Annotated in this window: 18 protein-coding genes; 11 read left to right on the top strand and 7 right to left on the bottom strand. The window is 51.9% G+C overall.

Annotation, left to right across the window (positions count from 1 at the left end):
- Positions 1-85: 85 nt before the first annotated feature.
- On the top strand, positions 86-580 hold the full coding sequence (locus R3289_RS10215) for a cytochrome c oxidase assembly protein (protein ID WP_318925475.1): 495 nt from the start codon (positions 86-88) through the stop codon (positions 578-580).
- A gap of 8 nt (positions 581-588) precedes the next feature.
- Positions 589-1,491 carry a cytochrome c oxidase subunit 3 gene (locus R3289_RS10210; RefSeq protein ID WP_318925400.1) on the top strand — a complete coding sequence of 301 codons (903 nt, stop codon included), beginning with the start codon at positions 589-591 and terminating at the stop codon, positions 1,489-1,491.
- A gap of 52 nt (positions 1,492-1,543) precedes the next feature.
- On the opposite strand, the gene R3289_RS10205 is transcribed toward R3289_RS10210, so the two are convergent.
- Positions 1,544-1,753 (bottom strand): DUF2909 domain-containing protein, encoded by a 210-nt coding sequence (locus tag R3289_RS10205; protein WP_318925399.1) that lies wholly within the window; start codon positions 1,751-1,753, stop codon positions 1,544-1,546.
- A 26-nt stretch (positions 1,754-1,779) separates the two neighbouring features.
- Between R3289_RS10205 and R3289_RS10200 the strand changes: the two genes are divergently transcribed.
- From R3289_RS10200 to R3289_RS10175, 6 genes are all read left to right on the top strand, one after another.
- Positions 1,780-2,457 carry an SURF1 family protein gene (locus R3289_RS10200; RefSeq protein ID WP_318925398.1) on the top strand — a complete coding sequence of 226 codons (678 nt, stop codon included), beginning with the start codon at positions 1,780-1,782 and terminating at the stop codon, positions 2,455-2,457.
- A complete protein-coding gene (locus R3289_RS10195) occupies positions 2,454-3,062 on the top strand; it encodes a cytochrome oxidase (RefSeq protein ID WP_318925397.1) in 609 nt (202 codons plus the stop codon). Before R3289_RS10200 ends, R3289_RS10195 begins: the two co-directional genes overlap by 4 nt.
- A 4-nt stretch (positions 3,063-3,066) precedes the next feature.
- Positions 3,067-4,137, top strand: coding sequence for a COX15/CtaA family protein (locus R3289_RS10190; RefSeq protein WP_318925396.1), 1,071 nt, complete (start codon positions 3,067-3,069; stop codon positions 4,135-4,137).
- Positions 4,130-5,089 carry a heme o synthase gene (gene cyoE, locus R3289_RS10185; RefSeq protein ID WP_318925395.1) on the top strand — a complete coding sequence of 320 codons (960 nt, stop codon included), beginning with the start codon at positions 4,130-4,132 and terminating at the stop codon, positions 5,087-5,089. The genes R3289_RS10190 and cyoE overlap by 8 nt, the downstream gene beginning before the upstream one ends.
- Before the next feature lie 128 nt (positions 5,090-5,217).
- Entirely contained in the window at positions 5,218-6,567 is a 1,350-nt protein-coding gene (dinF, locus tag R3289_RS10180) for an MATE family efflux transporter DinF (protein ID WP_318925394.1), read from the top strand.
- A gap of 104 nt (positions 6,568-6,671) precedes the next feature.
- The gene (locus R3289_RS10175) at positions 6,672-7,061 is read left to right on the top strand and encodes a hypothetical protein (protein WP_318925393.1); all 390 of its coding nucleotides are present in this window, start codon (positions 6,672-6,674) and stop codon (positions 7,059-7,061) included.
- 104 nt (positions 7,062-7,165) lie between these two features.
- Here R3289_RS10175 and nfuA read toward each other — a convergent pair whose 3' ends face one another.
- Together nfuA and R3289_RS10165 are read right to left on the bottom strand one after the other, a co-directional pair.
- A complete protein-coding gene (gene nfuA / locus R3289_RS10170; protein ID WP_318925474.1) occupies positions 7,166-7,744 on the bottom strand; it encodes a Fe-S biogenesis protein NfuA in 579 nt (192 codons plus the stop codon).
- A gap of 124 nt (positions 7,745-7,868) precedes the next feature.
- Positions 7,869-8,573 carry a ComF family protein gene (locus R3289_RS10165; protein ID WP_318925392.1) on the bottom strand — a complete coding sequence of 235 codons (705 nt, stop codon included), beginning with the start codon at positions 8,571-8,573 and terminating at the stop codon, positions 7,869-7,871.
- Positions 8,574-8,609: 36 nt separating this feature from the next.
- On the opposite strand from R3289_RS10165, the gene bioH reads away from it, so the two are divergent.
- The 3 genes from bioH to R3289_RS10150 all read left to right on the top strand — a co-directional run bounded on the left by bioH (position 8,610) and on the right by R3289_RS10150 (position 10,361).
- Positions 8,610-9,374, top strand: coding sequence for a pimeloyl-ACP methyl ester esterase BioH (bioH, locus tag R3289_RS10160; protein ID WP_318925391.1), 765 nt, complete (start codon positions 8,610-8,612; stop codon positions 9,372-9,374).
- 114 nt (positions 9,375-9,488) lie between these two features.
- Positions 9,489-9,863 (top strand): hypothetical protein, encoded by a 375-nt coding sequence (locus tag R3289_RS10155; protein WP_318925390.1) that lies wholly within the window; start codon positions 9,489-9,491, stop codon positions 9,861-9,863.
- 33 nt (positions 9,864-9,896) lie between these two features.
- Positions 9,897-10,361, top strand: coding sequence for an ATP-dependent Lon protease (locus R3289_RS10150; RefSeq protein WP_318925389.1), 465 nt, complete (start codon positions 9,897-9,899; stop codon positions 10,359-10,361).
- Between the two features lie 151 nt (positions 10,362-10,512).
- On the opposite strand, the gene R3289_RS10145 is transcribed toward R3289_RS10150, so the two are convergent.
- The 4 genes from R3289_RS10145 to R3289_RS10130 all read right to left on the bottom strand — a co-directional run bounded on the left by R3289_RS10145 (position 10,513) and on the right by R3289_RS10130 (position 16,750).
- On the bottom strand, positions 10,513-12,864 hold the full coding sequence (locus R3289_RS10145) for a Tex family protein (protein ID WP_318925388.1): 2,352 nt from the start codon (positions 12,862-12,864) through the stop codon (positions 10,513-10,515).
- 152 nt (positions 12,865-13,016) lie between these two features.
- On the bottom strand, positions 13,017-13,487 hold the full coding sequence (greB, locus tag R3289_RS10140) for a transcription elongation factor GreB (protein ID WP_318925387.1): 471 nt from the start codon (positions 13,485-13,487) through the stop codon (positions 13,017-13,019).
- Positions 13,488-13,607: 120 nt separating this feature from the next.
- Positions 13,608-15,710: a methyl-accepting chemotaxis protein gene (locus tag R3289_RS10135; RefSeq protein ID WP_318925386.1), complete on the bottom strand. Its 2,103-nt coding sequence runs from the start codon at positions 15,708-15,710 to the stop codon at positions 13,608-13,610.
- A complete protein-coding gene (locus R3289_RS10130; RefSeq protein WP_318925385.1) occupies positions 15,707-16,750 on the bottom strand; it encodes an SGNH/GDSL hydrolase family protein in 1,044 nt (347 codons plus the stop codon). Before R3289_RS10130 ends, R3289_RS10135 begins: the two co-directional genes overlap by 4 nt.
- Positions 16,751-16,999: the final 249 nt, after the last annotated feature.

Raw genomic sequence — 16,999 nt, 5'->3', positions numbered from 1 at the left:
GCACCGAGAGCAGAAGACCCCTCCGGGCCATGACAGGCCATCAGGCCATCGCGCAAAACAGCGCTCGCTGTGGTCTCTGGTGCTAATGGCGGTGGCGATGTTTGGTTTTGCCTTTGCCCTGGTGCCGCTGTATGACGTGTTTTGCGAAATTACCGGGATCAACGGCAAAACGGCAAATACGCCAACAAGCCAAAGCCGGGAAGTTGATCGCGGGCGGGAAGTCACGGTGGAATTTGTCGCTTATATCAATCCGGGGATGGATTGGATATTCGAGCCGCAAGTTACCCGGGTGGTGGTGAACCCGGGTCAGGTTCAGACGATTAAGTATGCGGCCCGTAATCTGACGGCAAGCCCTTCCGTCGGTCAGGCCGTCCCCTCGGTCTCGCCCGGACCGGCAGCCCGCTATTTCAATAAGATTGAGTGTTTTTGCTTTAATCACCAGCCACTGGCGGCGGGGGGATCGGCTGAGCTGCCCTTGGTTTTTTTTATCGACCCGGAACTGCCGGAAGAGATAAATACCCTGACCCTGGCTTACACGCTGTATAACGCCCAGCCGGCGAGCACGGCACCAACGCAATGAGGTTGAAGATGTCGAATCCATACACAGAGCACGATCCATCCATCCATCAGCCCCATGAGCAATATTATGTGCCGGCAGCGAGTATCTGGCCAATCATCGGGGCGGTGGCGCTGTTTCTTATCGCCCTTGGCGCGGGGGCAACGGTTGGAGGTCTGTTTGGTGGCCAGGGGCCATGGATCCTGCTGGCCGGGGTGGGTGTACTGTTGTTTATGCTAACGGGCTGGTTCCGTGATGTGATCCGGGAGTCGATGGGCGGGCTGTACAGTGCCCAGATGGATCGCTCGTTTCGCCAGGGCATGAGCTGGTTTATTTTTTCGGAAGTGATGTTCTTTGCCGCTTTTTTTGGTGCGTTGTTCTATGCCCGGATGATTGCCGTTCCCTGGCTTGGCGGGGCCGGTAATAATGCGATGACCAACGCGGTATTGTGGCCGGAGTTTATCGCTCAGTGGCCGTTGCTGACCACCCCGGGCGGCACACAAACCCAGGCTATGGGGCCATTCGGGCTGCCGTTGTACAATACCCTGATCCTGCTTACTTCCTCTGTCACCGTCCACATCGCGCATACTGCCCTGGAGCAAGATAAACGCCCCCGCGTCACCTTGTTCTTATTGCTAACGGTCTTGTTAGGCGGCTTATTTGTTTACCTGCAGGGGGTCGAGTATGTCCATGCCTACCATGAAATGGGGCTGACCCTCGATGCCGGGATCTACGGCAATACTTTCTTTCTGCTGACTGGTTTCCACGGCATGCACGTGACTTTGGGCACCATTATTTTATTCATTGTCTGGTGCCGGATAGTGAAAGGCCATTTTTCAGCACAGCAGCATTTTGCTTTTCAGGCCGGTGCCTGGTACTGGCACTTTGTCGACGTGGTGTGGCTGTGCCTGTTTGTGTTTGTTTACATTCTTTAGGGGCGAGGCGGCGAGATTCTAGGTTTTAGGTACTAGCTTCTCGACGCTGAACTCAATATGGCCTGGGGTTTGGCTCGATAGCGCCGGTGGCCACTGCAACCAGCAGAATGGCAAATACGATCACGGAGAACACGATTCGGCGGCCTAGGTAATGCGAGGCAGGTTTTTCAGCCGGGTTGCTTTTGAGCATCAAAGACAAGGCCCGGAACAGATTAAGCACAATGAAGATCAGCAGGCAGACGATGATGGCTTTGATGAGCATGGCGTCTCCGGAACATAAGGATAAGTATGCGAAGGATCGGATTCATACTTTTTACTGTGGCGGTAATGCTGGTATTGGTCAAGTTAGGCCTGTGGCAAATGTCTCGCGGCGAGGAAAAAGAAGCGCTAAATACCGTGCTGGAGCGTCGCAGCGAACAGGTTTATTACAGTTTGGCCAGCTTGCCGGATGATCCGCTGTGGTATGGCTTAACCCTCCCTGGCCGGTTCGATCACAGCAAAGCCGTCCTGCTTGATAATCAGTTATACCGCGGTCAGCCCGGTTACCACCTGCTGTATCCATTTGCCGTTGATGATGGCTGGCTGCTGGTGAATCTGGGCTGGATTGCGGCACCCGTTTACCGTGAACAAGTGCCTGTCTTGCCTGAGCATCACGGTGAGTTACAGATTTCCGGTGTCATTGCTCCGCCTTCACAGCTCATTGAACTGGCGGCAGAGCCGTTAGGGGAAAGCTGGCCGCTGCGGGTACAGAATATTCATCTTGATCAACTCTCACAGCAGATGGAGCTGCCGTTGCAACCGTGGATATTGCAGATCGATCCCGACCATGCGGTGGCATTACAACAAACCTGGATACCGGTCGTGATGGGACCGCAAAAGCACTATGCCTATGCTCTGCAGTGGTTTCTGCTGGCCGTTGCGGTCTCCGGGCTGGCGTTCTGGTGGCTAAAAAGGAGCCGTGTATGAAGAAACATGGAATGTTATTGCTGCTACTCGGGGTCTTCCTGCTGCCCTTGCTACTGGCCAAAATAGTCCTGGATCTTAACTGGTACCAAGGGGGCGTGACCAATCGCGGTCAGCTGCTGGCTTTCCCGCTGGCATCAGACTGGCTGACGGAACCCGGTAAATGGCAGCTGGTCTATTTGTTGCCACCATCGTGTGATGAGCCATGTCAGGGGGCACTGTTTAATTTGCGCCAGGTGCCGCAGGCCATCGGTGCGGATCAGCAGCGCGTCAGCAGTGTAGTACTGGTGGTTGATCTGCCAGCCTCATTCGCCTCGGATAACGCGGTTCAATCTCAGGCTGCGTTCCAAAAGCCGGCGGTTATTATACCCAGTCCAACAGACATGCAGACGCTCACCGCGGGGTTGCAGCTGATGCGGGTACCTGATCATGTGGTGGCTCAGATCGAGACGCTGAAATATGGCACTGCAGCGATTTACCTTGCCGATCCCCTCGGGAACGTGATGATGGCCTACCCGTTAGCGCAAGGCAAAACGGCTATTCTGGCGCAGGGAAAAGATCTGCTGCGCGATTTGAAACGGCTGCTGAAAGTCTCAAGGATAGGTTAAGCCCATGCCATTATTCAGCTTCAAGCATCTTATCTACCTGACCTTTGTCTTGTCTTTGTGCGTTATCGCCTTGGGCGCGTATACCCGCTTAACGGAAGCCGGGCTGGGTTGTCCTGACTGGCCCGGCTGTTATGGTTTTCTTTCGGTACCGCAAGGCAGCGAGCAGCAACTGCTGGCTCAGCAGGCCTTTCCTGATGCGCCCGTTGAGGTGAGCAAGGCCTGGAATGAAATGGTTCATCGCTATTTTGCCGGCAGTTTAGGCCTGCTGATCCTGGTGATCAATATCATCGCCTGGCGACGTCCCGAGACGCCAAAACGGTTGCCTGCCTTGCTGCTGGTTACCGTCATTTTTCAGGCTTTGCTCGGAATGTGGACGGTCACTCTGGTACTGATGCCAGTCGTGGTGATGGGACACCTGCTTGGCGGCTTTACCACCGCGTCTTTACTGCTGCTACTGGCGTTAAGAATCCGTCAGCGTGAGATCCAGCCCTCTTTACCGACAGCGTCTTCATCAGGCCACTCATTTTCGCCACCACAGTCGTTATCATCGTTACAAGTTATGGCGCTGGCGGCGTTGCTGGTGGTCGCAGGGCAGATCGCCCTGGGCGGCTGGACAGCGGCAAACTATGCCGCCGTCGCCTGTACCCAATTGCCGATTTGTGAGGTGGACTGGCAGCGGCACTTTGATCTGAGCGCCTTTGATCTGATCCAGCCTGAGCATGACAGTTATCAATATGGGATTCTGCATTACCACCAGCGCGTCTCGATCCATGTCGCTCACCGGATCGGTGCGATGGTGACGACCATCGTTCTGGTGCTGTTGATGTGGCGTTTATGGCGGCAATCAGTACCGCGTCGGTACAGTTTGGGGATCGGCGCTGTTCTTGCCCTGCAGCTTTGTCTGGGGATCACCAATGTGGTGGCGAGCCTGCCGCTGCTGGTTGCCGTCGGACATAATCTGGTCGGGGTGATCCTGTTACAGATCCTGGTCGCGACTAATTATTATCTTTACTGCTGGCGCGATGTTCAGCGGTACACCGACAAATTGGCACCGGAGGGCAGAAGTCATGGCTAAATCTCAGCTGTTAGGAAGTGGCGCGAGTACTGCTGCCAGCAAAACCACCGTTCAATCCAGCACGGCCCCCCTGCAAAGGGGGAAACCGGCGTTATGGCGTGACTATCTCACCATGACCAAACCGAAAGTGGTGGCAATGCTACTGCTTACTGCCCTGGTCGGCATGTGCCTGGCGGTGCCGGGGATCCCTCCCGCCAAAGTCGTTGTGCTCGGGCTGATGGGGATCGGTTTTCAGTCAGCGGCGGCGGCGGTGTTTAACCATGTACTGGATCGCCGTTTAGATGCTCAGATGGCGCGGACTTATCACCGCCCGTTGGCCAAAGGCCGGGTAGCGACGTATAAAGCGGTGTTATTTGCTTCCGGCTTAATGGTGCTGGGGTTTGCTCTGCTGCTGGCACTAAACGCTCTGACGGCCTGGCTCACCATGGCCAGTCTGGTGGGGTATGCGCTGGTTTATACCGTGTGGCTAAAACATGCCACGCCGCAGAATATCGTGATTGGCGGCTTGGCAGGGGCAGCGCCACCGTTGCTGGGCTGGACGGCGGTGACCGGGCAGCTTGATCCGCACGCCCTGTTACTGGTGATGCTGGTCTTTACCTGGACCCCGCCGCATTTCTGGGCGCTGGCTATCCATCGCAAAGAGGATTACGCCAAAGCAGGTATTCCGATGCTGCCGGTGACGCACGGCATTGAATTTACCAAAACGATGGTGCTGCTCTATACCGTGATCCTGTTTGTGGTTGGCTTGCTGCCCTGGCTGACAGGCATGAGCGGAGGCTTATATCTGATTGGCAGCAGCCTGTTGAATGCCGGTTTTATTGGTTATGCGGTGAAGCTGAAATTTGCCGATACGGTCGGTCACGCCTGGGCCACCTTCAAGTATTCAATCTGGCATCTCTTAGCGCTGTTTGTGGTGCTGCTGGCGGATCACTGGCTAACGGCATTGCTGTAATGGCATTAGATTTATTCCTCTAATCACTGCCGGTGGCTTTTGTCACCGGCAGCAAGTCGCTACACTGTGGTGTCATATTAATTTTCTGATCTCGGTTGAAATCGGTCGTCATCAGGCTGGGGTTTGCAGTGCTAGCAGCGTTAAAGAATGTCTCATTACATCGTCAGGTTTTTGCGCTGGCGATCCCTATGGTGTTATCCAATATTACCGTGCCGCTTCTGGGGCTGGTTGATGCGTCGGTGATCGGCCACCTGGATCAGTCCTGGTATCTGGGCGGGGTGGCCGTGGGGGGCACGATGATTAACATGACCTTCTGGCTGCTCGGTTTTTTACGGATGGCCACGACCGGATTATGTGCTCAGGCCTATGGCGCCAGTGATAAGGATGCGCAAGCCGGGGTGTTCGTTCAGGGCATTGCTATGGCCTGGTTGCTGGCATTGGTGCTGATTGTGTTCCATCAGCCGGTTGCCTCGCTGGTGTTTCACCTCAGCAGTGCCAGTGAAGAGGTGAAGTTTTACGCTGAGCAGTACTTCTCTATTCGTATCTGGGGCGCGCCGGCCGCACTCGCTAACTTTGTCATCATGGGCTGGCTGCTGGGAACGCAGAATGCCCGCTCCCCGATGTGGCTGCTGATCGCCACCAACCTGGTGAATATTGTCCTCGATGTCTTGTTTGTACTCGGATTTGGCTGGAAGGTGCAAGGCGCTGCGGCGGCTTCGGTTATGGCTGACTATAGCGGGTTGTTGCTCGGGCTGTGGTTTGTCTCCCGGCATTGGCTGGCGCAGATGTTGCCCTCGCTCAGAGATAAAATCAGCAGTGTGCGCCATGGTATGGGACGGCTGATGAAACTGAATCGGGATATTTTTCTGCGCAGTTTGTGTTTGCAGCTGACATTTGTCTTTATGACGTTTCAGGGAGCCACGCTGGGTGACAATGTGGTGGCGGCCAATGCGGTACTGATGAGCTTTCTGATGCTGGTGTCGTATGCGATGGACGGTTTTGCTTACGCCATGGAAGCCTTGGTGGGCAAAGCGATCGGGGCGAAAGACCGCAACGCTCTGGGACGATTCCTGATTGGTACCACGTTCTGGAGCCTGATCATCTCTCTTCTTCTGACGCTGGCTTTCACGGTGTTTGGCCGTGAAATTATCGGGGTAATTTCAGATCTTCCTGCGGTACAGCAAGAGGCGATGGAGTATTTACCGTGGCTGGCGGCCGTGCCGTTAGTGTCGATGTGGTGTTTCTTGCTGGACGGTATTTTCATCGGGGCCACCCGGGGCAAAGAAATGCGCAATAGCATGTTTGTTGCGGTATGTTGTTTCTTTGCTATCTGGTGGGGGTTGAGCGATTTTGGCAACCACGCCCTGTGGGCGGCGATGCTCGGTTTCATGGCGATGCGCGGAATTGGCCTGGCGGTCATATTTGCTTACCAATGGCAAAATAATATTTTCCTGGAGCCCGCCAGTGCAAACAATTAGTTAGAAGGATTCAACAGCTATTGATTCTTTCTACGACAAAAAGCGCTATCCATCCGCTTATCGAACTGTTTAAAATGCGCACAATGGTGGAGTGGGTAATTGAGATGAAACGAACGATATGTGTTTTTTTACTGACCGTGATGGCACTTGGCTGGGGGGCCAATGCAGTGGCTCACGGGCAAGTAAAAAATCTTAAAGTGACTGCGACAGCGTACAATTCGGTACGAGCCCAAACGAATACCAACCCCACCCGAGCGGCCTGGGGTGACACGTTAAAGCCCGGAATGAAAGCGATCGCCGTCTCCCGCGATTTGCTGGCAATGGGACTGACCCGAGGCGCGAAAGTGAAAATTTCAGGGCTGGCCGGGGAATACGTGGTGTTGGATAAAATGCACAAGCGCTGGTCACGCAAGATTGATATCTACATGGGCAAAGATATTCAGGCGGCCAGAAACTGGGGACGCCGTTCAGTGACGATTACCCTAATTGACTAGTGCAGATAAAATCGAATGATAAAAAAGCCGCATGATGCGGCTTTTTTGTGGGTAAAAACAGAGATATAAACGTCGAAGACCTTTTAGCTTCTGCTTCTAAGCACTTAATAATACGAATGCTCACCACGGGCGTGTTCGGTAATATCACGAACACCGGTAAGCTCACCGTCAAACTGAGCCAGCAGTTCTTTCTCAATCCCTTCTTTGAGGGTGACATCAACCATTGAGCAGCCATTACAACCACCGCCGAACTGCAGGATGGCTACCCCGTCTTCGGTGATTTCTGCCAAGGAGACGTTACCGCCGTGGCCGGCTAGCTGCGGGTTAACCTGAGTCTGGATAGCATAGTCAACACGTTCCATCAGGGTGGCATCGTCAGACACTTTACGTACTTTGGCGTTAGGTGCTTTCAACGTCAGCTGTGAACCCATTTTGTCAGTAACAAAATCAATTTCAGCATCATCCAGGAAAGGCAGACTTAGCTCATCAATATAAGCTGAGAACAGTTCGAGCTTAATTTCAGTATCGCTCGCTTCAATTGCTTCTGGCGGGCAATAAGAGACACCGCACTCTGCATTTTGAGTTCCGGGGTTAACCACGAAAACTCGGATATTGGTACCCTCAGGCTGCTGGGCAAGAAGCTTGCCGAAGTGCTGCTGAGCGCTTTCAGAAATAGTGATCATAGACACAACGTAATACCTGACTTATTTAGTAAGATTTAACCTATTCTACTCTTAGACGCAGTTTCTATCACCCCCTTATTCTTTGCAACAATGATTTCACCGCCGGTTTGGACGATTTTTGTGATCATTTCATCGTTGGCGTGTAGCAGATACAGTAGATATCAACCCGCTTAACCCCCTCGTTTTGCAGCAGGTGGGTGAGCTCTGTGACCGTGCTGCCGGTGGTCACCACATCATCGACAATGGCGATATGATCAGGCAACGGCTTTGCATTAAGTATAAAGGCTTGGTGCAGGTTTTTCTCGCGCTCCTTTTTCGTCAGCTGTTTCTGAACTTTAGTGTGGCGTATGCGGCAAAAGCCATCGGGCAGACATCGGCTATGGGTATTGTCGGCAATAGCCCGGGCTAAATCACTGCTCTGGTTGAAACCTCGGGAAAAGCGGCGCAAAGGGTGCAGCGGTACCGGCAAGAGAAGCGGTGCCGGCTGATCGATTTGCTGTGCTAGCAGCTGGCCTAAAGGTTGTGCCAGCCAGAATTTTTTGCCGAACTTCAGCTGGTGGATCAGCTGGCTCAACGGAAAACCATATTCGCCCAGTCGGTATAAGCGCTGCCATGGAGGCGGCGATGCGAGGCACTGGCCGCAATGGTTAGCGGGAGCAAGGGTCGTGGCACCGCAATGCGAGCAATAAGGCGGCTGGGGGAAACTGGCCAGGCAATGATGGCACCATACCCGTTCACCGGATGATAATGGCAGGTGGCACAGCTGACATTGCTGATTGATCCATTGAAAGATTGATCTTAGCGATGAAGGGGATAACATCCTTGCCATCCTATGTGTCATTACAGTCGAAGAAAGGAAGTGTAAATGACAACTACGCTACATTGGCAAACGGAAGGGCAAGGTTCGGATCTGGTTCTCATTCATGGCTGGGGAATGAACGGTGCCGTCTGGCAACAGGTTCTGCCGCTGCTGACGCCGCATTTTCGGGTGCACTGGCTTGATTTACCGGGCTATGGCCACAGCCATGAGATGCAGGTCGATAGTATTGAAGAAATGGCACACCTATTGCTTAATAAATCACCAGTGTCGGCAACCTGGTTGGGGTGGTCACTGGGCGGTTTGGTAGCAACTCAGGCCGCCTTGTTAGCCCCGGAGCGGGTCTCGCGTTTAATTACGGTCGCGAGTTCCCCGAGGTTTGCGGCAGAGAACAGATGGCGAGGGATCAAGCCTCAGGTATTGGATGATTTTCGGCAGCAGTTAGGAAAAGACTTTCGGTTAACGGTAGAGCGTTTCATGGCGCTGCAGGCCATGGGGAGTCCAACGGCCAGGCAGGATATTAAGCTGCTTAAACAAGCGGTGCTGTCACGTCCGCAGCCGAATCCGGAAGCCTTATCGGTTGGTCTTCGGCTGCTGGCTGAAGTCGATTTACGGGAACAGGTCGAGCAGATCTCCCAGCCCTGGCTACGGCTGTACGGGCGGTTAGACAGCTTGGTGCCGGTCAAAATTGCGACGGAATTAGATCGACTGGCACCGCGGTCAGAGCGGCAAGTCTTTGCCTCGGCATCGCATGCACCGTTTATTTCTCATCCTGAGGAGTTTGTGCAAGCGTTGCGTAAATTCATCGACTAGGCCTGATTTTTGTCATGTGTGTAGGGTATCGGCAATTATTGTTTAAACTTTCTACAGCGGTTGCCGATAATAAAAACATGGAGTTGCTCGGTTTATTCGACTAGAGAGGCCATAATGACAATAGGAAGCGTTGGCAATAATTCAACTTATTCGCCAGCATCATTACACGGGTCGGCTGCGGTCTCAGTGAAAACTGAAGAAGGGAATCAAGCGGCGGATAAAAACAGTACCGGTAAAGCAGCCCAAACGACGGTCTCTATTTCAGAGCAAGCGAAACGTCAACAAGCGGCTGAAGCAGGTGCACAGGCAACAAAAGCTGATGGAACCACTAAGGCTGAAGCGGCTGGTATGGCCGAGTCTTTTACCTATGGGGCATTGGGGATGGATCATCCCGACGAAGTGAAAAGCAATACCGATGATTTCTATACGGCAGGGCAAGTTTTGTCTGCGATAGGAACGGTTGGCGCTGTGCTGCTCGCTATCGTGTAAACCATTAGCTGATGTTTGGAGAGCCACATCAGCATGATTTTTTCACCTGTGAATGCGGGAGCACCGATCATTGCTCCCTCTGTTAACCCACCAACCGAGCAGACCGCTCGGGATAATCGCGTGCGTGAAAAAATTGTCCCGCCGAGCCAAAGCCCCGAATCTCCCCGGGAAAAACCCTTAAGCAGCGAAGAAAAGCAGCTAAAGAAGCCCTCCTGGGATCCGAGTGAGCACCCTGATTACAGCGAGTTGCCACCGACAGCAGAAAAACAGTATGGCTATCAGGCTGAATTTGAGCTGCTGGTAAAAGCATTATCGGCTGATAGCTACCTGGCCGAAGTCACGGATCTCGGCTATTCGATGCACATTAAATTACCGCGTGAATTGCTTGAACAGCTAGAGAAAATTAACCAGACTGAACGTACCCGCGGGGTGATTGCCCATCGTTATGCCCAGGCGACGGTGCCCAACCCGCCGACCGATTATCTAGTGGTGCTGTAAAGAGGTTATAGAGACGAGTTTTTTTAGATTCGAGTATCTAGGTTAAAGAGGCGAGTTTTTAGGTTCGAGATTCTAGTTTCTAGATTTAAAACCTGAGCCTAGAAAGATCTAGAGACGAGAATCCTCGCCTCTAGCTCCTCGTTACTGTGAACTATTTCTTCGCTTTGGCAAATGCAGCCGCAAAGGCACCGCCCATGGCATTGCCGGAGGCGTTGTTCGCGTTATTACTGCGGTTACTGTTATTACCGCTGTGGTTGCCATTGTTTGGCTTCGAGCGATTGTTCTCCTGACGCTGAGCTTGCGGTTTATGAGCCGGTTTTTCTTGTCCCGGTTCATCGCTCATCCGCATCGACATGGCAATGCGCTTACGCGCCAAGTCCACTTCCATCACTTTGACTTTAACGATGTCACCGGCTTTGACCACTTCGCGGGGATCAGAGACGAACTTGTCTGATAGTGCAGAAATATGGACCAGACCATCCTGATGGACGCCGACATCCACAAAGGCACCGAAGTTGGTGACATTGGTGATCACCCCTTCCAGAACCATTCCCGGGATCAGATCTTTCACTTCATTGACGCCCTCGGCAAACGTAGCGGTTTTGAACTCAGGACGTGGATCGCGGCCGGGTTTATCCAGCTCGCTGATAATATCGGTGACGGTCGGCAGACCAAATTTATCATCGGTGTAATCAGCGGCTTTCAGGCTGCGCAGGAACTCGGTATTACCGATAATGGCCTCTATCGGCTTGCTGTTGTTGGCTGCAATCGTTTTGACTACCGCATAGGATTCCGGGTGTACTGCAGAGCCGTCGAGGGGGTTCTTGCCGTTCATGATACGCAAGAAACCTGCGCACTGTTCAAAGGCCTTAGGGCCTAAACGAGCCACTTTCTTCAGCGTGGTCCGGGCTTCAAAGCGGCCGTGTTCGTCGCGATAATCGACCACGTTCTGAGCCATGGTTTTGCTTAAACCTGCAACCCGGGTCAGCAGCGCCGCAGAGGCGGTATTGACATCTACACCGACGGCGTTGACACAGTCTTCCACCACCGCATCAAGGCGTTTTGCCAGCATGCTCTGGCTGACGTCGTGCTGGTATTGGCCGACACCGATCGATTTCGGATCGATTTTCACCAGCTCAGCCAGTGGGTCTTGCAGGCGGCGGCCGATAGAGACCGCCCCCCGTATTGATACATCGAGGTTCGGGAACTCGTTTGCCGCCAGCTCGGAGGCGGAATAGACCGATGCCCCGGCTTCGCTCACCATCACGCTCTGAATTTTCAGATCGTTATCTTTTAGCAGTTTGGCGATAAAGCTGTCGGACTCACGTGAAGCCGTCCCGTTACCGATGGCAATCAGATTGACCTGATGCTTGTTAAGCAGTGCCAGTATCGTCGCTTCTGACTGCGCGACCTGGCGCTGAGGCTGATGCGGATAAATGGTCGCGGTATCAACCAGCTTGCCGGTGGTATCGATCACTGCAATTTTACAGCCGGTACGCAGGCCCGGATCGAGTGCCAGTGTGGTACGGGGGCCGGCCGGTGCCGACATCAGCAGATCTTTGAGGTTGTCGGCAAAGACCTGCATGGCGCCCTCTTCGGCTTTCTCGCGCAGCGCGCTCATCAGCTCGGTCTCCATGTGCATTAAGATTTTAATGCGCCATGCCCAGCTGATCACCTGCTTGCGCCAGACATCAGCCGGCTGGTTGCCCAGATTCACACCGTAGTGATCGGCAATAATCACTTCGCAGTATGAGCTCCGTACGCCTTCGTCCTGATTGGGATCGGCGTTGAGTGATAACTGCAGGAAGCCTTCATTACGGCCGCGGAACATCGCCAGTGCGCGGTGCGACGGGACGTTGGTCAGTCGTTCGTTATGTTCGAAGTAGTCTTTAAACTTCGCACCTTCCTGCTCTTTGCCATCGACCATGCGTGAAGTGAGTTCGGCATTGGCCAGCAGGTGGCGACGGATCTTGTCCAGCAGGCCGGCATCTTCAGCAAAGCGCTCCATCAGGATGGCACGGGCGCCATCCAGGGCGGCTTTGGTGTCGCTAATGCCCTTGTCGGCACTGATATATTGCTCGGCGGTTGTTGCCGGGTCCTTTTCTGGTTGTTGCCATAAGGTCTCTGCCAGCGGCTCCAGTCCCGCCTCAATGGCTATCTGTCCCTTAGTGCGACGCTTTTGTTTGTAAGGCAGGTACAGATCTTCCAGCCGGGTTTTGCTGTCGGCAGAATAAATGTCCGCTTCTAGCTGCGGGGTCAGCTTCCCTTGCTCGGTAATGGATTTCAGGATGACCTTACGGCGGTCATCCATCTCACGCAGGTAGCCCAGACGGGATTCCAGATTACGTAACTGGGTATCATCCAGCCCGTTGGTGACTTCCTTACGGTAACGGGCAATGAAAGGAACGGTATTACCGTCATCCAACAGAGTCACTGCCGCGGTAACTTGCTCATGACGAACATTCAGTTCGCTGGCAATTATCTGATTGATAGAGTTGCTCATCCGTTGGTATCTCTTGGTTGTCGTTAACCGTTCCATTCTACGGAGGATTCTGGTGGTGACAAGATGCGGTGTGTTAAGAGTGTGTCGGTGGCGGCTGATTATGATGACAATGGAAGGCGAGTAGCGAAACGCCGCCTGAGCCAAGGAACAGCTTAGCGATATGTAATACGGTTGACGAACCACTGCTTTTTCCCTTGCGGGGTCATCACTTCGGCCTCTTCATCGACTTCTTTTTTTAACAACGCGCGAGCCATCGGCGAGTCGATCGAGATATAGTCATTTCGGCCATAGATTTCATCGGGGCCGACGATCCGGAATGCTTTGCTGTCGCCGTCTTCATTTTCAATTTCAACCCAGGCGCCAAAGAACACTTTGCCGTCTTGCTGGGGGGAGTAATCAACCACTTTGACGATATCGAGGCGCTTGCGCAGGTAACGTACGCGGCGGTCTATTTCTCGTAATAACTGCTTGTTATATTTGTAATCTGCGTTTTCACTACGGTCACCCAGGCTGGCTGCCCAAGTAACTTTTTTGGTGATCTCAGGACGTTTTTCCTGCCACAGGTAGTCCAGCTCTTGTCTCAGCTTGTCGTACCCTTCGCGGGTGATTAGGTTGGTTTTCATTGTCTGATCCTGAGTCGCTGTTTTTCCTGAATAGATAGTGTAACGGATTGCAGAAGGCGTCAATCATTGCGACTGAAAAAATCGGCGACAGAGTCGCCGATGAAACAGACTGAATTAATTTTAATATTTGAATTTATTCAGCTTATTTTCAACCTCACTGGTTTGCGTCAACATCCCTTGTGCTTCGTGGTTTGATGTTTCAGCCCCTTGAGCGGCTTTGATGGTGATGTCGGTAATCGCATTGATATTGCGATTAATATCTTCAGTCACCTGATGTTGTTCTTCTGAAGCTGTTGCTATCTGGCACATCATTTCTTGAATGGTTGCTGTGGCAGCGACTATCGACTCTAACTCCAAGACTGCCGTTTTACTGCTTTCGATACTGTTATGGGTAAAGGTTCTGCCAGTTGAAATCGTCTCTACTGTCAGCTTAATTTGATTTTGGAACTGGTTGATCATCTGCTGAATCTCTTCAGTGGAGTTTTGGGTTTTGGATGCCAACTGACGCACTTCGTCGGCAACAACTGCAAATCCACGACCATGTTCCCCCGCCCGCGCCGCTTCAATCGCAGCATTTAAGGCCAGTAAGTTGGTTTGATCTGAAATACTCCGAATTACTTCTAGAATGCTGCTGATCTGGTGGCTCTGAGTTTCTAGTTCAATAATCGTCGTTGAGGAACGTTCCATTTCCAGACCTAACTGGTTGATGCTGCTGGCGCTGTCATTGACCACGTCACCGCAACGCGTAATGGCCTGATTTACCTCTTCTACCGAGCTGGCTGTGTTAGCTACATTGCTGGCCACTTCGCTTGCTGCAGAGGCCATTTCATTAATGGCGGTAGCAACTTGTTCCAGTTCCTGACGTTGCTGTTGTACATCTTGATGCGATGCTTCAGCAATACCGGCAGATCGATTTGCCGATAGTTTTAAATGATCGACTGAACTAGCGATATCGCGGATCATACTCTGCAACGAGGCCATCAGAATATTAAGGCCGTTCATCAGAGCGCCGGTTTCATCTTTTCTCGTTACATCTAGCCGGCTGGTCAGATCACCACCAGCTCGGCCGAGCTGTTGAACAATGTTCACCACTTGCTGGATCGGGGTGGAAATACGTTTAGCCAGGATATAGAGCACGGCGAGTGCTAAGACAGAAATCAACAGACCTGCTATTAATTGGGCGTTGAGAAAATCACTGAACGATGTTTTTAACTCACCTTGTAACGCATTGATGTCTTCTAACAGATCGGCCTTAGGAATAGCAATCCATAACATCCATGGGGTGTTGGTGTTTCCCACCTTAATAGGGGTTACCAGGCTGGAGAATTCATCAGTAGAGTTCCATAACTGTTTGCCGGCTTGAAACTGGGATTTGCGCTGGTTCCAGTCTGACAGTACTTCACCGAGCGGAGAGACCGGATCGGTATCACCCGCAACCACACCGTTGTAGGTGATAATGCTGACATGGGAGTTTTGACCAAACTGGTTCTGTTTGAGACTGAGTGCCAACTCATTGATAAAGTTTACCGACAAATCGATACCTATCATGCCGATGGTGCGGCCATTGGCTTTGATCGGGGTGACAAGATTAGCCATTAACACCTGTTTGCCCTGAACATTGTATGCCCAGGGGTCGATCAGGCAGCTGCGGCCGGTCTCAAGCGGACAGAGGTACCATTCACTGACACGGGTACCTATTTTGGTCTTATCTTGGAGATAAAATCGATCGGAATCTACCGATGAGGGCTTCAGTTGGTTGTCGCTACCACGGGTCCAGTACACGTTGAACTGGCCTTTACCGTCGATAGCTTCGTAAAGCGCATCTTTTCCATCCCAGGCATTGGGTTCGAAAGCGATATAGGCCCCGAGAAACTTCTTGTTGCCTGCCAGCAGATCGCGTACTACCAGTGAAAGATCTTCACGGCTGAGCTTGGTTTGGCCGTCATCGCTGCTCGCCATTCCAGATAAGACACTGCCCAGAGCCTCAACGGAGTTCATCGCAACAGACAGCTGGTTTTGGATCTGCTCTGACCGGTATTTGCTGGTATCTTCCAGCCGCTGGGTCTGTTCTTGATTGGCAAAGGTATGCGTTTTGTTGTAGACCATCTCTTCAAGCTGATTAGAGTATTTCAGGCCGACAAGCAGCACCGCGATGAGCGAAATTAAGAGGCAGCTTGCTGCACCGATGATGATTTGATGGCGTATGGATTTGAGTGAAATCATAATGCCCGTCCGGCTTTGATGAGATCTGCAGCATCTTTAGCGATAATTTTGTGCATTGCAGTTGTCGGGTGAAGACCATCCCAAAACAGGTTATGGTTTGGCTGGGCGATAACTTCTCCAGTAGCATAACTATATGCCTCACTTGTCACATCAGTGATGGTGACAGCCAGATCGGCATCTCGGTACTGGCCCTTATTTTTCACATCATCAATAACTTTATTAAACACGGCGAAAGTATCAAAGTAGAAGATTTCGATATCGGGATGGGTTGCTGCCAGGCTTTCTAACCCTGTTTTTAAGGCCAGGTTGTGTGACTGGATAAACTGGATCGTTTTGTCTTGCTGGCCTGCAAACCATGGTGCGTCAACAAAATTTGGAATATTTGCGGCTAAGATCTGTTTTGCGCCAGCATCAATTAAGGCTTTCACATCCGCAAGGGCATAGAAGGCCGCTTTGTCACCGGATTGGTTGAGATCGCCGAATAGGGTGAACCACAGATTGTTAGTGCCACTCATGTAGCTAACCAGCTCGCTGCCATTGAACTGGCCTTTGTTGGCAATACGTTGTTTAATTTGCTGACCGCTGTTTGCCAGTACATCAAGGCCAGATTCGGCGCTAAAACCATTGGAGGCATCAATATCGATGAAATGACCCAGACCAGACATCGCACCGCCAACCGCCCAGTTGGTGCCTAACAGGGGCTTATCGTTATAGTGATAGGTGACACGTTTTCCGTCTTGGTTTTGAAGAATTAGCTTGCTCTCGATTTTGCCATGGGCACGGGTTGGCGCTGGCATTGCAAGAAATCCGGCCAGATATTCGGTCCAGACCGGACCATTGCTGAAGTGGCCGTTGAAATTAGGTTCTGATGCGCGAACGCCAATTTTTCCTGAAGTTTTATCATTCATATCAATGGTGATCAGGTGTTTGTTGCCGATATCGGACAAACTGTCACCGAAGTTTGAAATGGTATTGAAGTCTGCGGCGTGAGTGCCAAGAGATACAAGAGTAAGAAGAGTCGCTAATGTGAATTTATTCATGTTTTACTTATTGATTAATGTAATTAAAGAAGAATTATTCGCACGATGTTAGGTGTGAATCGTTTTGTCGCTCGAAGTGATGGCAAAATAGTTGTACTGCTGACATGGCCTGAGCAGTATATTTCAATGCAATCAATTGAGTAGTAGGGATTATATGGCAAGAATATTTGTTATTAAATCTATCAGTGAATAATGATTCGTGTTTGGTTTTAATGAGTTGAATTTGACTCGTTTTGTGGGAGGAATGCT

It is taken from the genome of Photobacterium sp., assembly GCF_033720175.1.
Lineage (GTDB): Bacteria > Pseudomonadota > Gammaproteobacteria > Enterobacterales > Vibrionaceae > Photobacterium.
The sequence above is the reverse complement of the archived record's forward strand: the minus strand, read 5'-3'. Positions and strand labels throughout refer to the sequence as shown.